General features: G+C 58.4%; 13 protein-coding genes. 9 read left to right on the forward strand and 4 right to left on the reverse strand.

The window, feature by feature from the left end; genetic code table 11:
* Positions 1-17 precede the first annotated feature (17 nt).
* Positions 18-1,439, forward strand: coding sequence for an amidase (locus tag LEPTO7104_RS0118115; RefSeq protein ID WP_017299999.1), 1,422 nt, complete (start codon positions 18-20; stop codon positions 1,437-1,439).
* A 464-nt stretch (positions 1,440-1,903) separates the two neighbouring features.
* On the forward strand, positions 1,904-3,844 hold the full coding sequence (locus LEPTO7104_RS0118120) for an SLC13 family permease (RefSeq protein WP_017300000.1): 1,941 nt from the start codon (positions 1,904-1,906) through the stop codon (positions 3,842-3,844).
* Between the two features lie 229 nt (positions 3,845-4,073).
* Here the strand turns inward: LEPTO7104_RS0118120 and LEPTO7104_RS0118125 are convergent, their stop codons facing one another.
* Together LEPTO7104_RS0118125 and LEPTO7104_RS0118130 are read right to left on the reverse strand one after the other, a co-directional pair.
* Positions 4,074-4,619, reverse strand: a complete 546-nt coding sequence (locus LEPTO7104_RS0118125; RefSeq protein ID WP_026072830.1) for a late competence development ComFB family protein — start codon at positions 4,617-4,619, stop codon at positions 4,074-4,076.
* A gap of 157 nt (positions 4,620-4,776) precedes the next feature.
* Positions 4,777-4,989 (reverse strand): Hfq-related RNA-binding protein, encoded by a 213-nt coding sequence (locus LEPTO7104_RS0118130; protein ID WP_017300002.1) that lies wholly within the window; start codon positions 4,987-4,989, stop codon positions 4,777-4,779.
* A gap of 234 nt (positions 4,990-5,223) precedes the next feature.
* On the opposite strand from LEPTO7104_RS0118130, the gene LEPTO7104_RS0118135 reads away from it, so the two are divergent.
* The 6 genes from LEPTO7104_RS0118135 (at position 5,224) to LEPTO7104_RS0118165 (ending at position 12,717) form a co-directional block, all read left to right on the forward strand.
* Positions 5,224-7,053 carry a DUF1989 domain-containing protein gene (locus LEPTO7104_RS0118135; RefSeq protein WP_017300003.1) on the forward strand — a complete coding sequence of 610 codons (1,830 nt, stop codon included), beginning with the start codon at positions 5,224-5,226 and terminating at the stop codon, positions 7,051-7,053.
* Positions 7,050-7,565 carry a hypothetical protein gene (locus tag LEPTO7104_RS0118140; protein WP_017300004.1) on the forward strand — a complete coding sequence of 172 codons (516 nt, stop codon included), beginning with the start codon at positions 7,050-7,052 and terminating at the stop codon, positions 7,563-7,565. Before LEPTO7104_RS0118135 ends, LEPTO7104_RS0118140 begins: the two co-directional genes overlap by 4 nt.
* A gap of 253 nt (positions 7,566-7,818) precedes the next feature.
* Positions 7,819-9,216, forward strand: coding sequence for an ammonium transporter (locus tag LEPTO7104_RS0118145; RefSeq protein ID WP_017300005.1), 1,398 nt, complete (start codon positions 7,819-7,821; stop codon positions 9,214-9,216).
* 44 nt (positions 9,217-9,260) lie between these two features.
* Positions 9,261-9,701: a hypothetical protein gene (locus LEPTO7104_RS0118150; protein ID WP_017300006.1), complete on the forward strand. Its 441-nt coding sequence runs from the start codon at positions 9,261-9,263 to the stop codon at positions 9,699-9,701.
* A gap of 221 nt (positions 9,702-9,922) precedes the next feature.
* Entirely contained in the window at positions 9,923-11,572 is a 1,650-nt protein-coding gene (locus LEPTO7104_RS0118160) for a CapA family protein (protein ID WP_017300008.1), read from the forward strand.
* A 269-nt stretch (positions 11,573-11,841) separates the two neighbouring features.
* Complete coding sequence (locus LEPTO7104_RS0118165; protein ID WP_017300009.1) at positions 11,842-12,717, forward strand: DUF2267 domain-containing protein; 876 nt, start codon at positions 11,842-11,844, stop codon at positions 12,715-12,717.
* Positions 12,718-12,935: 218 nt separating this feature from the next.
* Here the strand turns inward: LEPTO7104_RS0118165 and LEPTO7104_RS0118170 are convergent, their stop codons facing one another.
* A complete protein-coding gene (locus LEPTO7104_RS0118170; protein WP_026072831.1) occupies positions 12,936-13,871 on the reverse strand; it encodes a vitamin K epoxide reductase family protein in 936 nt (311 codons plus the stop codon).
* Between the two features lie 223 nt (positions 13,872-14,094).
* Positions 14,095-14,940, reverse strand: a complete 846-nt coding sequence (gene btpA, locus LEPTO7104_RS0118175) for a photosystem I biogenesis protein BtpA (protein ID WP_017300011.1) — start codon at positions 14,938-14,940, stop codon at positions 14,095-14,097.
* Positions 14,941-15,290: 350 nt separating this feature from the next.
* Between btpA and rimO the strand changes: the two genes are divergently transcribed.
* Positions 15,291-16,646 (forward strand): 30S ribosomal protein S12 methylthiotransferase RimO, encoded by a 1,356-nt coding sequence (gene rimO, locus LEPTO7104_RS0118180; RefSeq protein WP_017300012.1) that lies wholly within the window; start codon positions 15,291-15,293, stop codon positions 16,644-16,646.
* Positions 16,647-16,684 lie beyond the last annotated feature (38 nt).

Below are 16,684 nucleotides of genomic sequence, written 5' to 3' on the forward strand. Positions count from 1 at the left end.
CCTCTGCCCAGCGCGCCATGAACTCAGTCGATCTCGCCTTCTTGCCCGCCCTCGAACAGGCCCGGCTGATCCGCGCTAGGGAAATCTCGCCCCTGGAGCTCACGGAGATCTATCTAGAGCGGATTGGGCGGCTTAACCCGGCCCTGGGCGCCTACGTCAAGGTCATGGCTGAGCCAGCCCTGGCCGATGCTAAAGCTAAAACCGAACACCTGGCCAGCAATCCTGAGCACTTGCCCCCCCTGTTTGGGGTCACGGTGTCGGTCAAAGACCTGAATCCGGTAGAGGGTGTGCCCTGCGCCTACGGGATCAAGATGGCCTGCGACCGCATTGCCGACCAGGACGACTACATCGTGGGCAAGCTGCGCCAGGCGGGGATGATTATTCTCGGCAAAACGGCCACCTCTCAGCTAGGATCGCTGCCCTACACCGAGCCACCGGGCTTTCCTCCCGCCCGCAACCCGTGGAATTTAGACTACACGCCGGGCGGGTCGAGCGGCGGCGCGGCGGCGGCCCTGGCCGCGGGGCTATGCGCCATTTCCCAGGGGTCTGACGGGGGCGGGTCGCTGCGGGGACCTGCCTTTTGCTGCGGCCTGGTAGCCATGAAAGCAGCTCGCGGACGGATTAGCTTTTCGCCAGGGGGGGAGCGGCTCAACGGGCTGGCCGTCAACGGCCCCCTGGGGCGCACCGTGGCCGATACCGCCGCACTTTTGGATGTCCTCAGCGGTTACGAACTGGGCGATCCCTACTGGCTGCCCGATCCAGACCCATCCTTCCTGGCTGGGCTAAATACTCCGCCTAGACCCCTGCGGATTGGCTATGCTACTCGCCTGGATCCGATCGGTGAGGTTGATCCAGTTTGCCGTCAGGCTATCTATGACACCGTGCGGCAAGTTGAAGACCTGGGCCACACCGCCGAAGAAGTTACCTTCCCCAACCTGGAAGACTTGATTGAACCCTTCGTGGTGGTGTGGGAGAGCGTGCTGACAGAGGTAGGGGTGCCCTGGATTGTGATGGAAAAAATGAACCGCTGGCTCTACTGGCGGGCCTGGCGGATCAACAGTGGCGCTTACCTACAGGCGGTAGCCAAGCTACAGCAGGTGGCCCGCCGAATTGTGCAGTTTTGCCACCCCTACGACGTGCTGATTTTGCCCGTGTACATGCACCAGGCCATCAAAGTGGGGGCGTGGAAAGGGCTGCGATCGCCCAAAATTCTTGACAACGTTATCAACTGGGTGGCTCCCTGCCCGCCTTTCAACGCCAGCGGCCAGCCTGCCCTGGCTATTCCTACCGGGTTTGCCCCCAGCGGTGTGCCGGTGGGGGTCCAGCTGGTGGGTCGTCCCGCCGATGAAGCCACGCTGCTGGCATTGGCCACCCAGCTGGAGCAGGCTCGTCCTTGGAGCCACCAGCGCCCTACCTTTGCTGACCAGACCGAGACCTAGGGCAGCATCCGCCGCCAAAGACGGGCGAGTTTCAGGTGAATTTTGGGGTTAATGGTCGGATTTGGCCCGTTAGCTAGGGCTCTTTGCCCTGTCTCCATTGATATAGCTGTAGCCAGTCTGGTTAAGACATGTTTCCTATGAACGTTCAAACGTTTGAACGTTCATAGGGTTTCTGGATGCCCTAACCAACGTGACTATCGCTATAAAATAGAGGGCAAAAACCTAATCTGTTGTGAAGTTTATTTCAAAACAATTACCTTTTGAATTCAGTTCAAACGCAGCTCATCTATATTGATGGGGCGTAATTAACGGGATCGTACGTCAGGTGAGCTACCGGGCTGCGTTCCTCAGGGGCTGGCAAATCTGCTACGGCTCTCTGCTAGCCTCTTTTGGCGCCATGGACCGATCCCATAGGTTTAGTTTGATTCCTATACATCCAGGGCAGCGCCCTCGATCAGCCTTTTATGGACTACGATCCGCTCCAGGACAGGCAACGGTTTGAACCGCAGGCAGCGCAAAACCAGGCCCGCAAGGGCGATCTGACTGTGCTTCTGCTCACTGTGTCCCTCATCGTTGGGGTGGTGCTGCTGGGGGGAGTGGCCCTCGCCCTAGGGGTGGTGTCCCTGCCAGGCCAGCTCACCGGGGCCGGTTGGTTGACCATCGGGGTAACGCTGGCTGCTTTTTTGCTCAACGCCCTGACGCCCCTGCCGGCGGAGGCCATCTTTTTGGCGGCCCTGGCTACTCTACTGCTGTCCGGGGTGCTTGATACCGCCACGGCTTTAGCCGGGTTCAGCAATCCTGGCATGGTGACGGTGGGCGTTTTATACGTGGTGGTGGCAGGGCTACAGCAAACTGGCGGGCTGGACATGATTTCGCGATCGCTGCTGGGGCTGCCCAAGGGGCAAACCATGGCGCTGCTGCGGCTCATCGTACCGGTTTTGGGCATGAGTGCTTTTCTCAATAACACGCCGATTGTGGCGATGTTTATTCCGGTGGTGAGCGACTGGTGCCGAAAACTGCGCATCAGCCCCTCCAAGCTCATGATTCCGCTCAGCTATGCCGCCATTATGGGGGGCATGTGCACACTGATTGGCACCAGCACCAACCTGGTGGTCAACGGGCTGCTGGTGTCTGAAACCGACTACCCCGGTCTTAAGCTATTTGACCTGGTGCCCGTAGGGGTGCCCTGCGCGATCGCGGGGACGCTGATGCTGACCTTGGCCCAGCGCTGGCTTCTGCCCCAGCGCAAGCCCGCCATCACCGACACCGACGATCCGCGCGAATATACCGTAGAAATGGTCGTTGAAGACCACAGCCCCCTGGCGGGAAAAACTGTTGAACAGGCGGGCCTGCGCCATCTGCCAGGGCTTTACCTGACCGAAATTCAGCGGCAGGGGCGGCTGCTAACCGCCATTGGCCCCCAGGAAACCCTGCAAGCGCAAGATCAGCTTGTCTTTGTGGGCATGGTCAATTCCATCGTTGACCTCAGCCACATCCGGGGCCTACAGCCAGCCACCGACCAGGTCTTTAAGCTCGATACCCCGCGCACCGAGCGCACTCTGGTCGAAGCCGTGGTTTCCAACACCTGCCCGCTGGTGGGCATCACCATTCGCCAGGGCAAGTTCCGCAGCCGCTACGGAGCCGTAGTGCTGGCAGTCGGGCGCAACGGCGAGCGACTGCCCGGCAAAATTGGCGACATTCGCCTGCAAACCGGCGATACTCTGCTGCTGGAGGCCAATCCGGCCTTTCTAGAGGAGCGCCGCGCCTCGCGGGATTTTTATCTGGTCAGTGAGATTCCCAACTCCGACCCCCTGCGCCACGATCGCGCCCCGGTTGCCCTGGCCATTTTGGTGCTGATGGTTGCCCTGGCCACCTCGGGTTGGATGGACATGCTCAACGCCGCCATCCTGGCCGCGCTGCTGGTAGTCATCACAGGCTGCTGCTCATTTCAGCAGGGCTTTCGCGCCATCGACTGGTCGGTACTGCTGGTGGTGGCTGCGGCCCTAGGGCTGGGCAAGGCGCTGGAGGTCACCGGGGCTGCCGCCGCACTGGCGGGGGGGATGCTGGGCTTTGCTGGCGATAACCCCTGGATTGCCCTGACCATTGTCTACGGTGTTACGACCATTCTGACCGAGGTAATTACCAATAACGCAGCGGCGGCGGTGGTGTTTCCCATTGCGCTATCGCTGGCTCAAACCCTGGAGGTGAGCTTTATTCCCTTCGTGGTGGCTATTATGATTGCGGCTTCCGCCAGCTTTAGCACCCCCATTGGCTACCAAACCAACCTCATGGTGTACGGTCCGGGGGGCTACAAGTTCACCGACTTCATGCGCATCGGCATTCCCTTCAATCTGGCCTTTTGGCTGCTCACGGTGCTGATTGCCCCACGGGTGTATCCGTTCTAGGGCTTTTGCTCTAACCATTGTGGGGTGCTTTAACCCAAAAAACAGGGCCTAGATCGCGTCAATGCGGCGGATCTTAGGCCCTGGGGACTGGTGACAGAAAAGGAGTAATCTACCCTTGGCAGCGCTGCTATATAGCTGTGGCCAGTCTGGTTAAGACAGGTTTCCTATGAACGTTCAAACGTTTGAACGTTCATAGGGTTTCTGGATGTCCTAACCAATGTGACTATGGCTATACCTTCCCGGCCGGCTCAAACTTGTGAGCGTGGTCTTGCAGCAGTGAGCTGACCTGGTTGAGCACGTTGTCGCCACCCTTTTTCTGGATGGTTTGGCGCTCGGGGTAGAAGTCGGGCTGATCGAGGTTGCGCGAAATAGCCTGCTGCACCTGCTCAGCAATTAGAGCGGACAGATCGCCACGGGCATTTTCCCGCTGGAAGTTGGCGCCTTCTTCGGTGGTGGCGTAGAGAGGCGGCAGCCGGTTGAGGGCATAGGCGGCAATATCGCCCAGATCGAGGGTTTTGTCGGAGGTGGCCTCAATTTCGGCCACCCGTGAAATCGCCTCGGTCAGCACCAGTTCTTCCATCACGTTAATAAACTGTTTCCGGGGCACCGCTACCACTTCGCCAGTTAACAGGGCACCCATCAGGCGATCGAGGGCCATGTATTCTTCAATGGAAAGCTCAGCGGCCGTGTCGCAAATGCGACCTACTTCGGCTTCCATAGCAGGGGTGAGGTAGCCGTCTTGTAGGGCTTGCTCAACAATCTTTTCAATGGTCATTTGGCCAAACGCTCCATAAAATGGGTGGATTAACGGCTTTTTTGGAAAATAGCGGACTGGAATCAACAGGGTAGGCATCCACCTGGGTGTAGTGTGCCCGAATCGATTAGGCAGACTACAGGAACCTATGAAGACTGCTTAGGGACACCAGGGCGAATTAAGAATATTTGAGGAAGCCAATGGCCTGCTTCCAAATCTGGTGCTTGCGCTGATCTTCGGTTTCTACGCAGATGCATTGGGGGTCTTGCCACAGGACACGACCAGAAATCACGTCGCCGGTAATGAGCTTGACCTCGACGGGGTCTTTATCGCGAATTAGGTTTTGAACCTGGCGAACACTCGGAAACCCGGTGGCAAACTCTTGAGACATGGTGCTACGCCACTGAACTTATGCTGGTCTTACGGTACCCTGTTTGGCCCGTATAGGTTACAGACAGGGGCAATTTGTTAAGAAATCTGCGCGGCCTCGGGTCGGGCTTTGGGCCAGGCTCCGGGAAGGCGATCGCGCCGCCGGCCTCGCTAAGGCTAGCCGCAGAGCTGAGATATCGCTGGTTCTGTAGTCTTCACCACTGCGGTGGTTGGGGACATTTGCTGCAATCTTGTCATGACAACTACCCTCCGCGCCTTGCCAACCGATCGATTTATCGATATCCCGCCGCCGCTGGGCCAGGTGGTGGCAGAGTATCGCATTTTGCCTGGAGAGGCGATCGCCTACCCGGTTGCCGCAGGCCAGTACATACAGATCGTTGATGTAGCTGGATCCCAATGCTCTGATTTTCTTGCCTTTGGCGGCGGTGACCACAGCGATCCGCTAGACGCCACGGTCACCAGAACGCTCACCGGAGTAGCGGTGCCCCAGGCGGGGCTGCCCGGCAAAGCCTTTTCCCAATCCATGCAGCCGCTCACCGAGGTCATTCAGGACACCTGTGGTCGCCACGACAGCTTTTTGCTGGCCTGCACCGCCCGCTACTACGAAGAGGCGGGCTACCCAGGCCACCCCAGCTGTAGCGACAATTTTAACCGGGTGCTGGCCCCCTACGGCATTGCGCCCCGCTCCGGCTGGCCCGCCCTCAACTTTTTCTACAACACCAGTATCGATTGCCACGGCGCTGTAGGGTTTGAGGAATCTCTCTCTCGCCCCGGCGACTATGTGCTGCTGCTGGCCCACCAAGACTTGCTCTGCGCCAGTTCTGCCTGCCCCGACGACATTGACCCGGCCAACGGCTGGCAACCAACTCCCATTCACGTTCGCATCTATGCAGCGGGTCAGGTCTTTGGGCGAGCCATGGGACGGCGGGTGGCGGCGGACTTTCCCCTGAGGCTGACCCAGGACAGTGCCTTTACCCCGGCCATTCGGCAGCTGACCGACGATCTGGCTGAATACAACGGGTTTTGGGTGCCGCGCAGCTTTGCCCACCAGGGCGACCAGGCGGAGTACTGGGCGCTGCGCCAGCGGGCCGCCCTGATGGATCTGTCGGCCCTGCGCAAGTTTGAGGTGCAGGGTAGCGATGCCTTTACCCTGTTGCAGTACGCTTTTTCGCGCAATCTGGAAAAGGTGTCACCGGGGCAGGGGGCCTACGGCTGCTTGCTCAACCCCCACGGCGGCATCGTCGACGACGGCATTGTGTTTTGTTTTAGCCCCACCCACTACCGCTACGTGGGCAACTGCGACACCGATAGAGCCTGGCTAGGGCAGATTGCCAGAGAGCAGGGATGGTCGGTGAAGGTGGAGGTGGTAGATCGCCACAACCTAGCCATCCAAGGCCCCCTCTCCCGCGACATCCTCAAAACCCAGAGCCCTGAGGCGGCAGCGCTCGGCTATTTCCGGTTTATGGAAACCCAGGTGCAGGGCATTTCAGTCTTGATCTCTCGCACTGGCTACACCGGGGAACTGGGCTACGAGCTGTTTGTAGAGCCCCAAAATGGTGCCGTTCTGTGGGACCTACTCATGCAGGCGGGCCAGCCTGTTGGACTGATGCCCCTGGGGATGAAAGCCCTCGATCGCGCTCGCATAGAGGCCGGGCTGCTAGCGATGGGCTACGAATTTGACGACTTAATCTCCCCTTACCAGGCGGGCATTGGCTGGGCCGTGGCTATGAAAAAGCCCGATTTCATTGGCAAAGCAGCGCTGGAGGAGATTCGCCGCCATCCCCCTCGGGTGGCGGTGGGGCTGGTGCTAGAAGGCCCAGAGGTGGCGGCCCACGGGCAGCCGGTCTTTGCGGCGGGCCAACGATGGCGGGTGGGACACATCACCAGCGCCACCTTCTCGCCCATGCTCAACGCCAGCATTGCCATGGCCCAGGTCGTACCCGAGTACGCCGAGGCGGGCATGGCGGTGGAAGTAGGCATGCTAGACGGGCTAAAACGCCGCATTCCTGCGACGGTGGGACCTCTAGCAGCCTTTGACCCTACCAAAAGCCGGGTACGAGTATGAATGACATCACGATCTATCACCCCTGGGATATGGCGGGGGTAGACGGGCTGGTGGCTGCCAGAGCCCTGTTTGGGGAGTCGGTGGACTATCTGGCTCCGTTTCAGTCGATGGAGACCGTCTTGGGGGGAGAGGCTTGCTCGGTGCTGCGGTTGTGCGATCGCAATTTTCGCATCACCTACCCTGGCCCCCTCGACCAAATCCTCTCTGAACTCAAGCTTCAGCTCTGGGTCAAGCAGCTGGAGTGGATGCGGGCAGTTGTGTTACCTGTTGACTGCTTGCCTGCGATCGCAGCCCAGGCCACGACCAAAGCTCCCCATCGGCTTCAACCCCTGCCCCTGCACTGCGCCGCACCAGCCCAGATCAACCCTATTCCGGCGCTGCTTTGGCATCATCCTATTGACAATTGGCCAACCCTGGAAGTCCATCTGGCCTATCGCCAAATTGCGGAGTTTTGGGATCGAATTCAATCTCCCACTTACAGTTCAGTATCGCTCACTACAGCCCATACTTAATTTGCATTGCACACTCTTGACATAACAAGCTGGTCAAGCCCAGCAGGGTAATTTGGCCGCTTAGCTTCAGCCCATTAAAACCGTTCCACGATTATTCTTGGCCAGTCCAGATATCGTTTATTTGGTGTAATTTAGGCTGTCTTAGTGGGTAGTTTTACCAATGCTTTTAGGCCTACCTCAATCAAGATAAGCCATCCTTTCAGGCCTTGTTTGCGTTCCCTTGTACATCTTCATGGACAGTTAGGAGTGATTTATGTCTCCTGAATCGCAAGAGTTTTTAGCAACTTTTGTATCAGAGTCTTTCTACTACTGGGCCTCTGTGCTCATGTTGCTAATTCACGTAGGCTTCTTAGCCTATGAAGGTGGCGCAGCCCGCACTAAAAACGTTTTGGCCACGATGGTCAAAAACCTGATGACCCTGTCTCTGGTGGGCTTGACGTTCTTTTTCTTTGGCTGGTGGGTGTACAACGCCTTTCCGCTGTTTCCGCTCCAGGGCGGTATTGTGGGGCCGTGGACAGATCCCGCCTCCGAGGGGACTGTGGGCGATGTGCTGGCCCTGGTACAGGCTTCCTACCCCTGGTCGCCGGCCCTTGGCCCCAACCTTGCCGACAACCTGACTGGGGTGTTTTGGTTTGCCTTTGCGCTGTTTGCCATGACCACCGCATCGATTCTTTCCGGGGCGGTCATCGAGCGCATTAAGCTTGGCAGCTATGCCATCCTGGCGATTGTGCTGGGTTCCTTTACGTGGGTGGTGGCGGCGGCCTGGGGCTGGAACCCCTACGGCTGGTTTTTCACCCAGATGGGCTACCACGACTTTGGCTGTTCCGCCGTGGTCCACGCGGTATCGGGCTTCTTTGCCCTGGGCGTAGTCATCAATCTTGGCCCCCGCATCGGCAAGTTCGATAGCCAGGGCAAGCCCAGGGTGATCATGCCCCACAACCTGCCCCTCACAATGGTGGGGCTAATGCTGATTTTCGTCGGGTTTTACGCCTTTTTGGCCGCCTGTGTGATTTTTGTGCCCGGTCAAACCGGTGAGATTAGCATCTACGGTACGCCAATGACCCTGGCATCGGTCGGCGTAAGCACGACGTTAGCGCTGTCAGCGGGCCTAATTGGAGCCTATATGGGCTCTAAGGCCGACCCTTTTTACACCATCTCCGGTGGCCTGGCCGGCATTATCTCGGTAGGGGCGGGGATGGATCTTTACAGTCCTGCAATTGTGATTGTTTTAGCTTTTATTGGTGCCTACACAATGCCATTTGTGGGCAACGCAATTGAAAGAGCTGGAATTGACGATGCCGTTGGTGCCTTTGCGGTACACGGCTACTGCGGGATGTTTGGGTCCTTGATGGTAGGCATTTTCGCGGCTGGTTACCCTATGCCTGAGGGTATTCCCGCCATCAATTTTGGGGCTCAGCTAATTGGCGCTTTGATTTGTGCTGTTCTCTTGGGCTTTATTCCCGGCTATGGAGTGAGCTTTGTGCTCAAGAAACTCGGTATGCTGCGCGTTTCTGAAGCCGAAGAGATCGCTGGTTTAGACCTGGCTGACTTTGGCATTGGGGGCTATCCAGAATATTCGATTTTGCCTGAGCAGAACGGTCACCCTAGCGTAGCTACTCTGGAGATGACTGAGGTGAGTCCTAAGTCTTAGGCGGGGAGTTTTTGGGATGCTAGAAACTTTGAGGAGCAAGTGATATGTCAAGCCCGTTTTCCACCTATGCAGAGTTTGAAGGCGCCGTAGATGGCCCTACCGGCGGTGCTATTTACACCTTTGCCAACAGCCCTGCCGTCAATATCATTGCGCTTTTAATCGGCGTTGGGTTCTTGATTTGGTTCATTGTTAGAACCTTCTCGACCCATTACGAAGTCCCGGCGGTGGATAGGTCGCTCAACCATCTGAGCGCATTTATTGTGGCGGGGTTGCTCTCTTTGACCGGTGCCGCCTATCAGCAGACGGTTCAGCCCAATCAGCCAGCGGAAGCGATGACCCAGGCGATGACCCACCGTCCGGGAACTCCAGCAACGCTAGGTCTGTTGGGTCTATTGGGGGTAGGGCTTCCCGGTCGACAGCGACGGTCCAAGGCTGGGCTCAACAAGCGATCGCGCCCTCGGGGTCTCTACCGCGACATTAAATAAAAAATCGTCGCGCTAGGGTGTGCGGCCTTGCGTTTTTGGCCTTGACGGCCCGTAGCGTAGTTTTGTTGTTCTCAAGCGTTCCGTATGAACCCACACTATGCCCTGCGGCGATTGGCCAGCGGGGCATTTTTTTGGCTCCAGGCCCAGCGCCGCAGAATGAGCCTAGAAAACAGCGCTGGCGCTATGATTTGGCGTAGCGAAGCGCAGGATAGCTTAAATTGGTGACTATTGCGGATTTAACCCAACAGGAGAGCTGGGAGCGGGCACAGGCTGGCGATATGGGGGCGATCGCCCGTCTGATTGCCTTTGCCATTAACCCTAGCCAGAGGCCGTCCCCGGTGAAAGTAGAAGCATCGCGGCGGGATGGTACCCTCTACGTCTTTCTGACCGCCGCCCCGCCCCGACAGCTAGAAACCTACCTGCAAGCCATTCGCGCAGTTGTCAGCGCCCTGAACCTGACGGCCATCACTCAGCTCAAGGTGCTGGATGGGGCTGAAAAACGCTTGCTCAATCGCTGGCAATACGACTTTAGCCTTGCGCCTGCTCCGTCTGCCGCTCCGCCGCCTCAGCCCGCTAGACTCGCCTTGGCTGAGAGCGCCCCTGGAACAGAGTCGATTGCTCTTGCCCCGGCTGCCGCTGGCGATCGAAGGCCCAGCCCGGCGGAGCCGCGCCGCCGGGGGTGGATGGTATTGCCGGCCGCGATCGCCCTGGGCTTTGGGTTGGCGGCGGGCGTCACCCAGTGGCGCTACGGCCAGCAGCCCAACTCTGCCCGTCCGTCCGAACCCCAGGACACCGAAGTGGCCTCCAACCGCAGCCCCGAGGCCACCCCCACGGCATCCCTCCCGGCCGGGGCTCTCAGCGATTCGGCACCAGCGGCAGCGGGCGCGGCCCCCCCTCCCAATCCTGCCCCCGTCGCCCTCACCATCAAAGCCGTGGGCGACATAATCCCCGGTACCGACTATCAGCGCTACCGCCTGCCCGACGACTGGCAATACCTGTTTCGCAGCATCCAGTACCAGCTGAGCGATGCCGATATCACCTTCGGCAACTTTGAAAGTACCCTCACCGAGGTGCCCAACAGCGCCAAGGACACCAGCCGCGGCAACACCTTTGCCTTTCGGACCCCGCCCTGGTACGCCAGCGTGCTCAAAGAAGCCGGGTTCGATGTTCTAAATGTGGCCAACAACCACTCCATGGATTTCTTTGAGCAGGGATTCAATGACACCATCGCCAATATCGAAGCAGCCGGGATGCAGGCGGTAGGCCGCAAAGGCGAGATTTTGTACGTAAAAGCCCACGGCAAAACCGTGGCATTTATTGGCTTTAGCACCTACAGCGAGCACAACTCGGTCAATGATTTAGATACCGCGATCGCCCTGGTAGAAACCGCCAAACAGCAGGCCGACATCGTCGTCGTCTCCTTCCACGGCGGCAAAGAGGGCACCGACGCCACGGTCACCCGTGACCAGGACGAATACTTCTACTCCGAAAATCGCGGCAACCTGGTGCGGTTCTCCCACACCGTCGTCGACCACGGGGCCGACCTGGTGCTGGGCCACGGTCCCCACGTCCCGCGCGCGATCGAGCTGTACAACCACAAACTGATCGCCTACTCCCTGGGCAATTTTTTGGGCTACCGCAGCCTCTCTACCGTAGGGCCTCTGGGCATTTCGCTCATTTTACAGGCCGATCTCGACGCCCAAGGCAATCTGGTCGGCGGGCGCATCATCCCCGTTGCCCTCGACAAAAATGGCGTCCCCTACCTGGATGATCACTTCGGCAGCGTAGTCTTGCTGCGCCAGTTCACCCGGCGCGACTTCCCCGACACGCCGCTAAAAATTGACGACCTGGGCTACATCTGGCCCCAGTAAGGGCTTCGGCCAAAAGGATAGCTGGGGGATCGATAGCTTAATAGGGCCAATCCTCCAGTTCTGGCCAGTGGCCGCAGAGCCTGCCTACAGCGCAACGGCGATCGCGACGAAACCCAGCCAGGGAAGGAAGCCAACCTGCTACCAATGACAGTGTTATGCCCAACGGCAGGCGCGCTAGCGTTGTGTAAAGCGGCTGTGACAGTTGCACGTCACCAATGCTGCGCGTCAGCTGTACCTCATTAGCATTGCGTTATCAATAAGGAGGCATTGTGCCAATTTCCATTCGAGACGATGTAGTATTCATCATTCTCAGGAAAATTCAGGAGTTTGACCAAAACAGTCAGCAGGGAGAGATAGATTTTTCCTCCACCGACTTCACTGGATTAGGGCTAACCCAGGCCAGTCTCCTGGGCCACTTAGACTACCTCAACCAGAAGCATTACATCGACGCCGAGTTTAGCGGAAACGCCTACGGCAACCAGGACGACGTTCCCAACCTGGTCAACCCAGAGGAGGTAGACTTCCGCGTTGCCAACACCTGGGGCGCCGAAGACGGCCCCCTACCCCACCTGGTAGCCTTCAAGCAGGCCACGCTGACCGAGAAGGGGCAGAGCATGCTGGCCGAGATGGAAGCGAACCCTCCAAAAGCTTTAGATCGAGGGCCAAAAGTACCGCTGCTGAACGAGCAAACGCCGTTCTTAGAAAAGGTCAAAGTCAAGGGCGGCCTGTCGGATATCTACGATGCTCGAGACATTAGTGAGACTGTTTTTCGCGTCATGCGAGACGTCATGACAACCGCAGAGGCCGATCGTGTACAGGCAGAACTTCACGAGTCTGCTCTATCCACCCAGGAAAAAGCCCTGCAAATGGAAGTTGCCGATCTTTGGAAAGATAGAAACCCCATTGTGGGTCTGCTGAGTCGCCTGCGGCCGCCGCTGAAGGGGGCAGCCCCCTTGGGCATTGACTCCAAACTCTTTTTGACCAGGGTAGATAATGAAGCCGGTGTGCCCAAGATGGCTAACGCAGAAACTGTCGTTTCTGCCGTCTTTTCAGCCACCAAAGATGAGCTTTCCCAGGAGCGCATCGAGGCCGTTGCCGAATGGCTACCCGAGGGGAAAGTGCGCGAACTCTGGCAGGCCGCCTGATCCCCCCGTGAAGACCGGCCGTGACGAGGGCATCGTCCCACGGAGATAGATATAGCTGTGGCCAGTTTGGTTGAGACATTTCCCCTCAAAACGTTCAACCGTTTGAACGCCTCTGGATGTGACCTAAGTTGCTGTGGCTATAAATAGAGATTGAGCGCTGCGGCTAGCCCCCTGCCAACAGTTGTGGGTAGGGGGCTATCTGTTTTTTAGGCCAAATTCTAGTGCTGAAAATTGGTGGGGCCGCTGTAGTCTGAAAGCTCCGCTAGCTGTTGCAGGGTTTGGGTTCCTGAGTAGAACTCGCCGTTGATCTCCCAGGTTGGGAATCCGGTAATTTCTGGTGTAGATCGGCACAGTTTGGTCTGAGAATTTTGGCCATCTTCGGAGCATTCTACATAGTCAAGGGCGGTAGTGGCTTCGGCCCCAAACAGCATTTTTTGGTCATGGCAGTGGGGGCACCACCAGGCTCCATACATTTTTGCGCCAATGCCTTTGAGATGCTTTGCCAGGGCAATTTCAGCCGGACCAGAGGCCGTGGTGACGGGCGGGCCAGCCTGTCCGGCGGCAGCGCGAGTAGCGGTCGGGCGGCCCCCATCCGCTCCATGATTGGGCGCGTAGAGGGCAAACGTGCCCGTCAGGGTAATGATCGCCGTAATAGCGCCAATAAAGGCGAGCTGGCCCAGGTCATCCCAGGGGTTGCCAAACAGGATGATGGCAAACATCGACAGGGCAAACAGGGCAGACGACACGCAGTAGGGGCAAAACGCCTGAATTTCAAAGGCAAGCACGGTCATCAGGTAGGCGCTAAACACCGCCATGACCGAAGCCATTACAAACATCAGCGGCCAGGTCCACGACTCCAGCCTTTGGCGTAAAGGTTTGTTTTGGTCAGCATTGACCAGTAGTGGAGCCACCGCCAGCACTAGCATCGTGGCGTAGGCCAAAAACCCAAACAGGGTGAGGGGCAACCCAAACACGGTAGCGTAGGGGCTGGAGAGGACTCGCTCGCAACCCTCCGTGGGGCAGGCGCCGCCGCCGCCAGTGAGTTTGTCAATCGTCAGAAACGCAGTACCCAGGGCACCTACCGAGGCAATACCTGCCACTAACCAGCGCGACCAGCGATGAATCCAACGGCTTTCCTGACGACGACCTCTCATCATGCGTCCCTCCACCAAAACAGTTAACCAGAATTCTAAACTGCCAATTGAGATCGGCAGCCAGTTATAGCCATAGTCACATTGGTTAGGACATCCAGAAATCCTATAAACGTTCAAACGTTTATAGGAGACATGTCTTAACCAGACTGGCTACAGTTATACAAAATCGCGGCTGGCCCAGTGTCCATAGTAATGTCTAGGCTCGGCTGTAGGCAGCGCGACCTTAAGGAGCAACCATAGTTGGCAGCGACAGGGTACCCTCCAGGGCTTGCAGACCCTCCTGCATGGCCTCCACAAACTGCCCCACCCGAATGGGATCGATGGGCTGGTCAATGTTGCCCTGGCGTTTGAGAGAGCTGGCGACAATCACGCCATCGGCAGCTTTCATCAGGGTGCCAATGTTGTCTGCGTCAGCTCCGCTGCCGATGAAAACGGGGCGATCGCCCGCCGCCGCCTTGGCCAGCTCCAGATCTTCGAGGCTGGGAGGGCTGCCCGTAGCCCAGCCCGACAGGATAATGCCGTCGGCCATGCCCCGATGAATGGTTTCCTGCACCGCCGTGGTCAGGTTGGGAGACCCGAGGGGACGGGCGTGCTTGACCAGCACATCGGCCAAAATTTTGACCGAGCTGCCCAGCTCTTTGCGGTAGCGCAGCAGGTCGTGGGCGCAACCTTCGATTAGCCCCTGGTCGGTAGCCATGACTCCGGTCAACACGTTGACGCGAATGAAGGCGGCTCCGGTACAGGTGGCGATCGCCAAGGCACTGCGGGCGTCGTTGCGCAGCACATTAATGCCGATGGGCACCGTAATTAGGGTTTGCAGGCGCTGCACGACCAGACCCATGGCGCTGACCACGGCTGGATCTACCGCCCCTTTAGTGAACGGAGCATCAAAGAAATTTTCAACAATAATGCCGTGCACGCCGCCGGAGGCAAGGGCGGTGGCCTCTTGTTCGGCCCGGTCAATGACAGCCTGTAAACTCCCCTGCCAGCGGGGTGAAGTGGGCAGGGGCAGCAGATGTAGTACCCCGACAACCGGGTTGGGGGTGTTGAAGACTTCGATTAAGTCCACGTGAATTTTGCCTGGACTCGCAGAACGGTACAAAACAGTAGGCAGTCTTGGCCTGCCGCAGCAAGCGCAAACCTACCCTACCAGCATATCAACCCCTGGGACCTGATTTGGGACACCCCTGCTTTTGTGATGTATTATTTATGAGTGTTAATTTGTATTGCCCCCTGGTGCCATTGGCCAAAAGATTTGCTGGGCAATTCGTCAACACAGGATTGATGGATGCCTGAGCTGTGGCGTTAGGGATGTTGGTACTGGCGTGAGCAGTGCCCTGCTGCGGCGCGATCGCGCCAGCTACCCGAAGCTTTTGGCAAGATCGGCGTGTTCACATATTGAGAGACACGAGAAACACCATGGGGCTAAAGCCAACGGTTGCATTTAACCACCTCGGCTGTGAGAAAAACCGAGTCGATACCGAGCATATGCTGGGTCTGCTGGTGCAGGCAGGCTATCAGGTCGACGCCAACGAGGAGCTGGCCGACTACGTAGTGGTCAACACCTGTAGCTTTATTGAAGCCGCGCGGGAGGAGTCGGTGCGCACCCTGGTGGAACTGGCGGCCGCCCAGAAAAAGGTGGTCATCACGGGCTGTCTGGCCCAGCATTTTCAGCATGAGCTTCTAGAGGAGATTCCCGAAGCCGTGGCCTTGGTGGGCACCGGCGACTACAACCGGATTGTCGAAGTAATCGAGCGGGCTGAGGCCGGGGAGCGGGTCAAACTGGTGTCCCCAGAACCCACCTACATTGCCGATGAAACTGTGCCCCGCTACCGCACCACCGCCTCCAGCGTGGCCTACCTGCGGGTGGCCGAGGGCTGCGACTACCGCTGCGCCTTCTGCATCATTCCGCACCTGCGCGGTAACCAGCGATCGCGATCGATCGAGTCTATCGTCAGCGAGGCCCATCAGCTAGCCGCTGAGGGGGTGCAAGAGCTGGTGCTAATCTCCCAGATCACCACCAACTACGGCCTGGACCTCTACGGCAAACCCCGCCTGGCCGATCTGCTGCGCGCCCTGAGCGAGGTAGATGTTCCCTGGGTGCGCATGCACTACGCCTACCCCACCGGCCTCACCCCGGAGGTGATCGCCGCCATTCGCGAAACGCCCAACGTGCTGCCCTACCTAGATTTACCCCTCCAGCACTCCCACCCCGAGGTGCTGCGGGCCATGAACCGCCCCTGGCAGGGCCAGGTCAACGACGACGTTATTTTCCGGATTAAAGACGCGCTGCCCGACGCTGTGCTGCGAACCACCTTTATCGTGGGCTTCCCTGGCGAAACCGAGGCCTACTTTGAGCACCTACTGGCGTTTGTAGAGCGCCATCGGTTTGACCACGTGGGTGTGTTTAGCTTCTCCGCCGAGGAGGGCACCCCCGCGTACAGCCTGCCCAACCAGGTGCCAAGTGCAGAGCGCGATCGCCGCCGCGAAATCCTCATGCTTGCCCAACAGCCCATTGCCTGGGAGCACAACCGAGCCCAGATTGGCCGAGTGGTAGATGTGCTAGTTGAGCAGGAGAACCCCACGACTGGCGTAGCGATCGGGCGATCGGCCCGCTTTGCCCCCGAGGTCGACGGCTTGGTCTATATCTCTGGGGCCGCTCCCCTCAACCGGATTGTGCCGGTCACCATTACCGCCGCCGACACCTACGACCTGTTCGGAGAGGTCGCCCCTGTGGCTTCCGCCGCAGACCCATCCCTAAGCCTGGCTCGCTAGGTTTGTCCCACTTTTCCTTGCCCCATACCCTTTGTTCA

It is taken from the genome of Nodosilinea nodulosa PCC 7104 (assembly GCF_000309385.1).
GTDB classification, from domain to species: Bacteria; Cyanobacteriota; Cyanobacteriia; order Phormidesmidales; family Phormidesmidaceae; genus Nodosilinea; species Nodosilinea nodulosa.

Bases quoted from the DNA above. Each gene is read 5' to 3' on its own strand.
- LEPTO7104_RS0118130 (WP_017300002.1), bottom strand. From the start codon at position 4,989: ATGTCTCAAGAGTTTGCCACCGGGTTTCCGAGTGTTCGCCAGGTTCAA.
- LEPTO7104_RS0118115 (WP_017299999.1), top strand. From the start codon at position 18: ATGAACTCAGTCGATCTCGCCTTCTTGCCCGCCCTCGAACAGGCCCGG.
- LEPTO7104_RS0118120 (WP_017300000.1), top strand. From the start codon at position 1,904: ATGGACTACGATCCGCTCCAGGACAGGCAACGGTTTGAACCGCAGGCA.
- LEPTO7104_RS0118150 (WP_017300006.1), top strand. From the start codon at position 9,261: ATGTCAAGCCCGTTTTCCACCTATGCAGAGTTTGAAGGCGCCGTAGAT.
- LEPTO7104_RS0118170 (WP_026072831.1), bottom strand. From the start codon at position 13,871: ATGAGAGGTCGTCGTCAGGAAAGCCGTTGGATTCATCGCTGGTCGCGC.
- LEPTO7104_RS0118135 (WP_017300003.1), top strand. From the start codon at position 5,224: ATGACAACTACCCTCCGCGCCTTGCCAACCGATCGATTTATCGATATC.
- LEPTO7104_RS0118145 (WP_017300005.1), top strand. From the start codon at position 7,819: ATGTCTCCTGAATCGCAAGAGTTTTTAGCAACTTTTGTATCAGAGTCT.
- rimO (WP_017300012.1), top strand. From the start codon at position 15,291: ATGGGGCTAAAGCCAACGGTTGCATTTAACCACCTCGGCTGTGAGAAA.
- LEPTO7104_RS0118140 (WP_017300004.1), top strand. From the start codon at position 7,050: ATGAATGACATCACGATCTATCACCCCTGGGATATGGCGGGGGTAGAC.
- LEPTO7104_RS0118125 (WP_026072830.1), bottom strand. From the start codon at position 4,619: ATGACCATTGAAAAGATTGTTGAGCAAGCCCTACAAGACGGCTACCTC.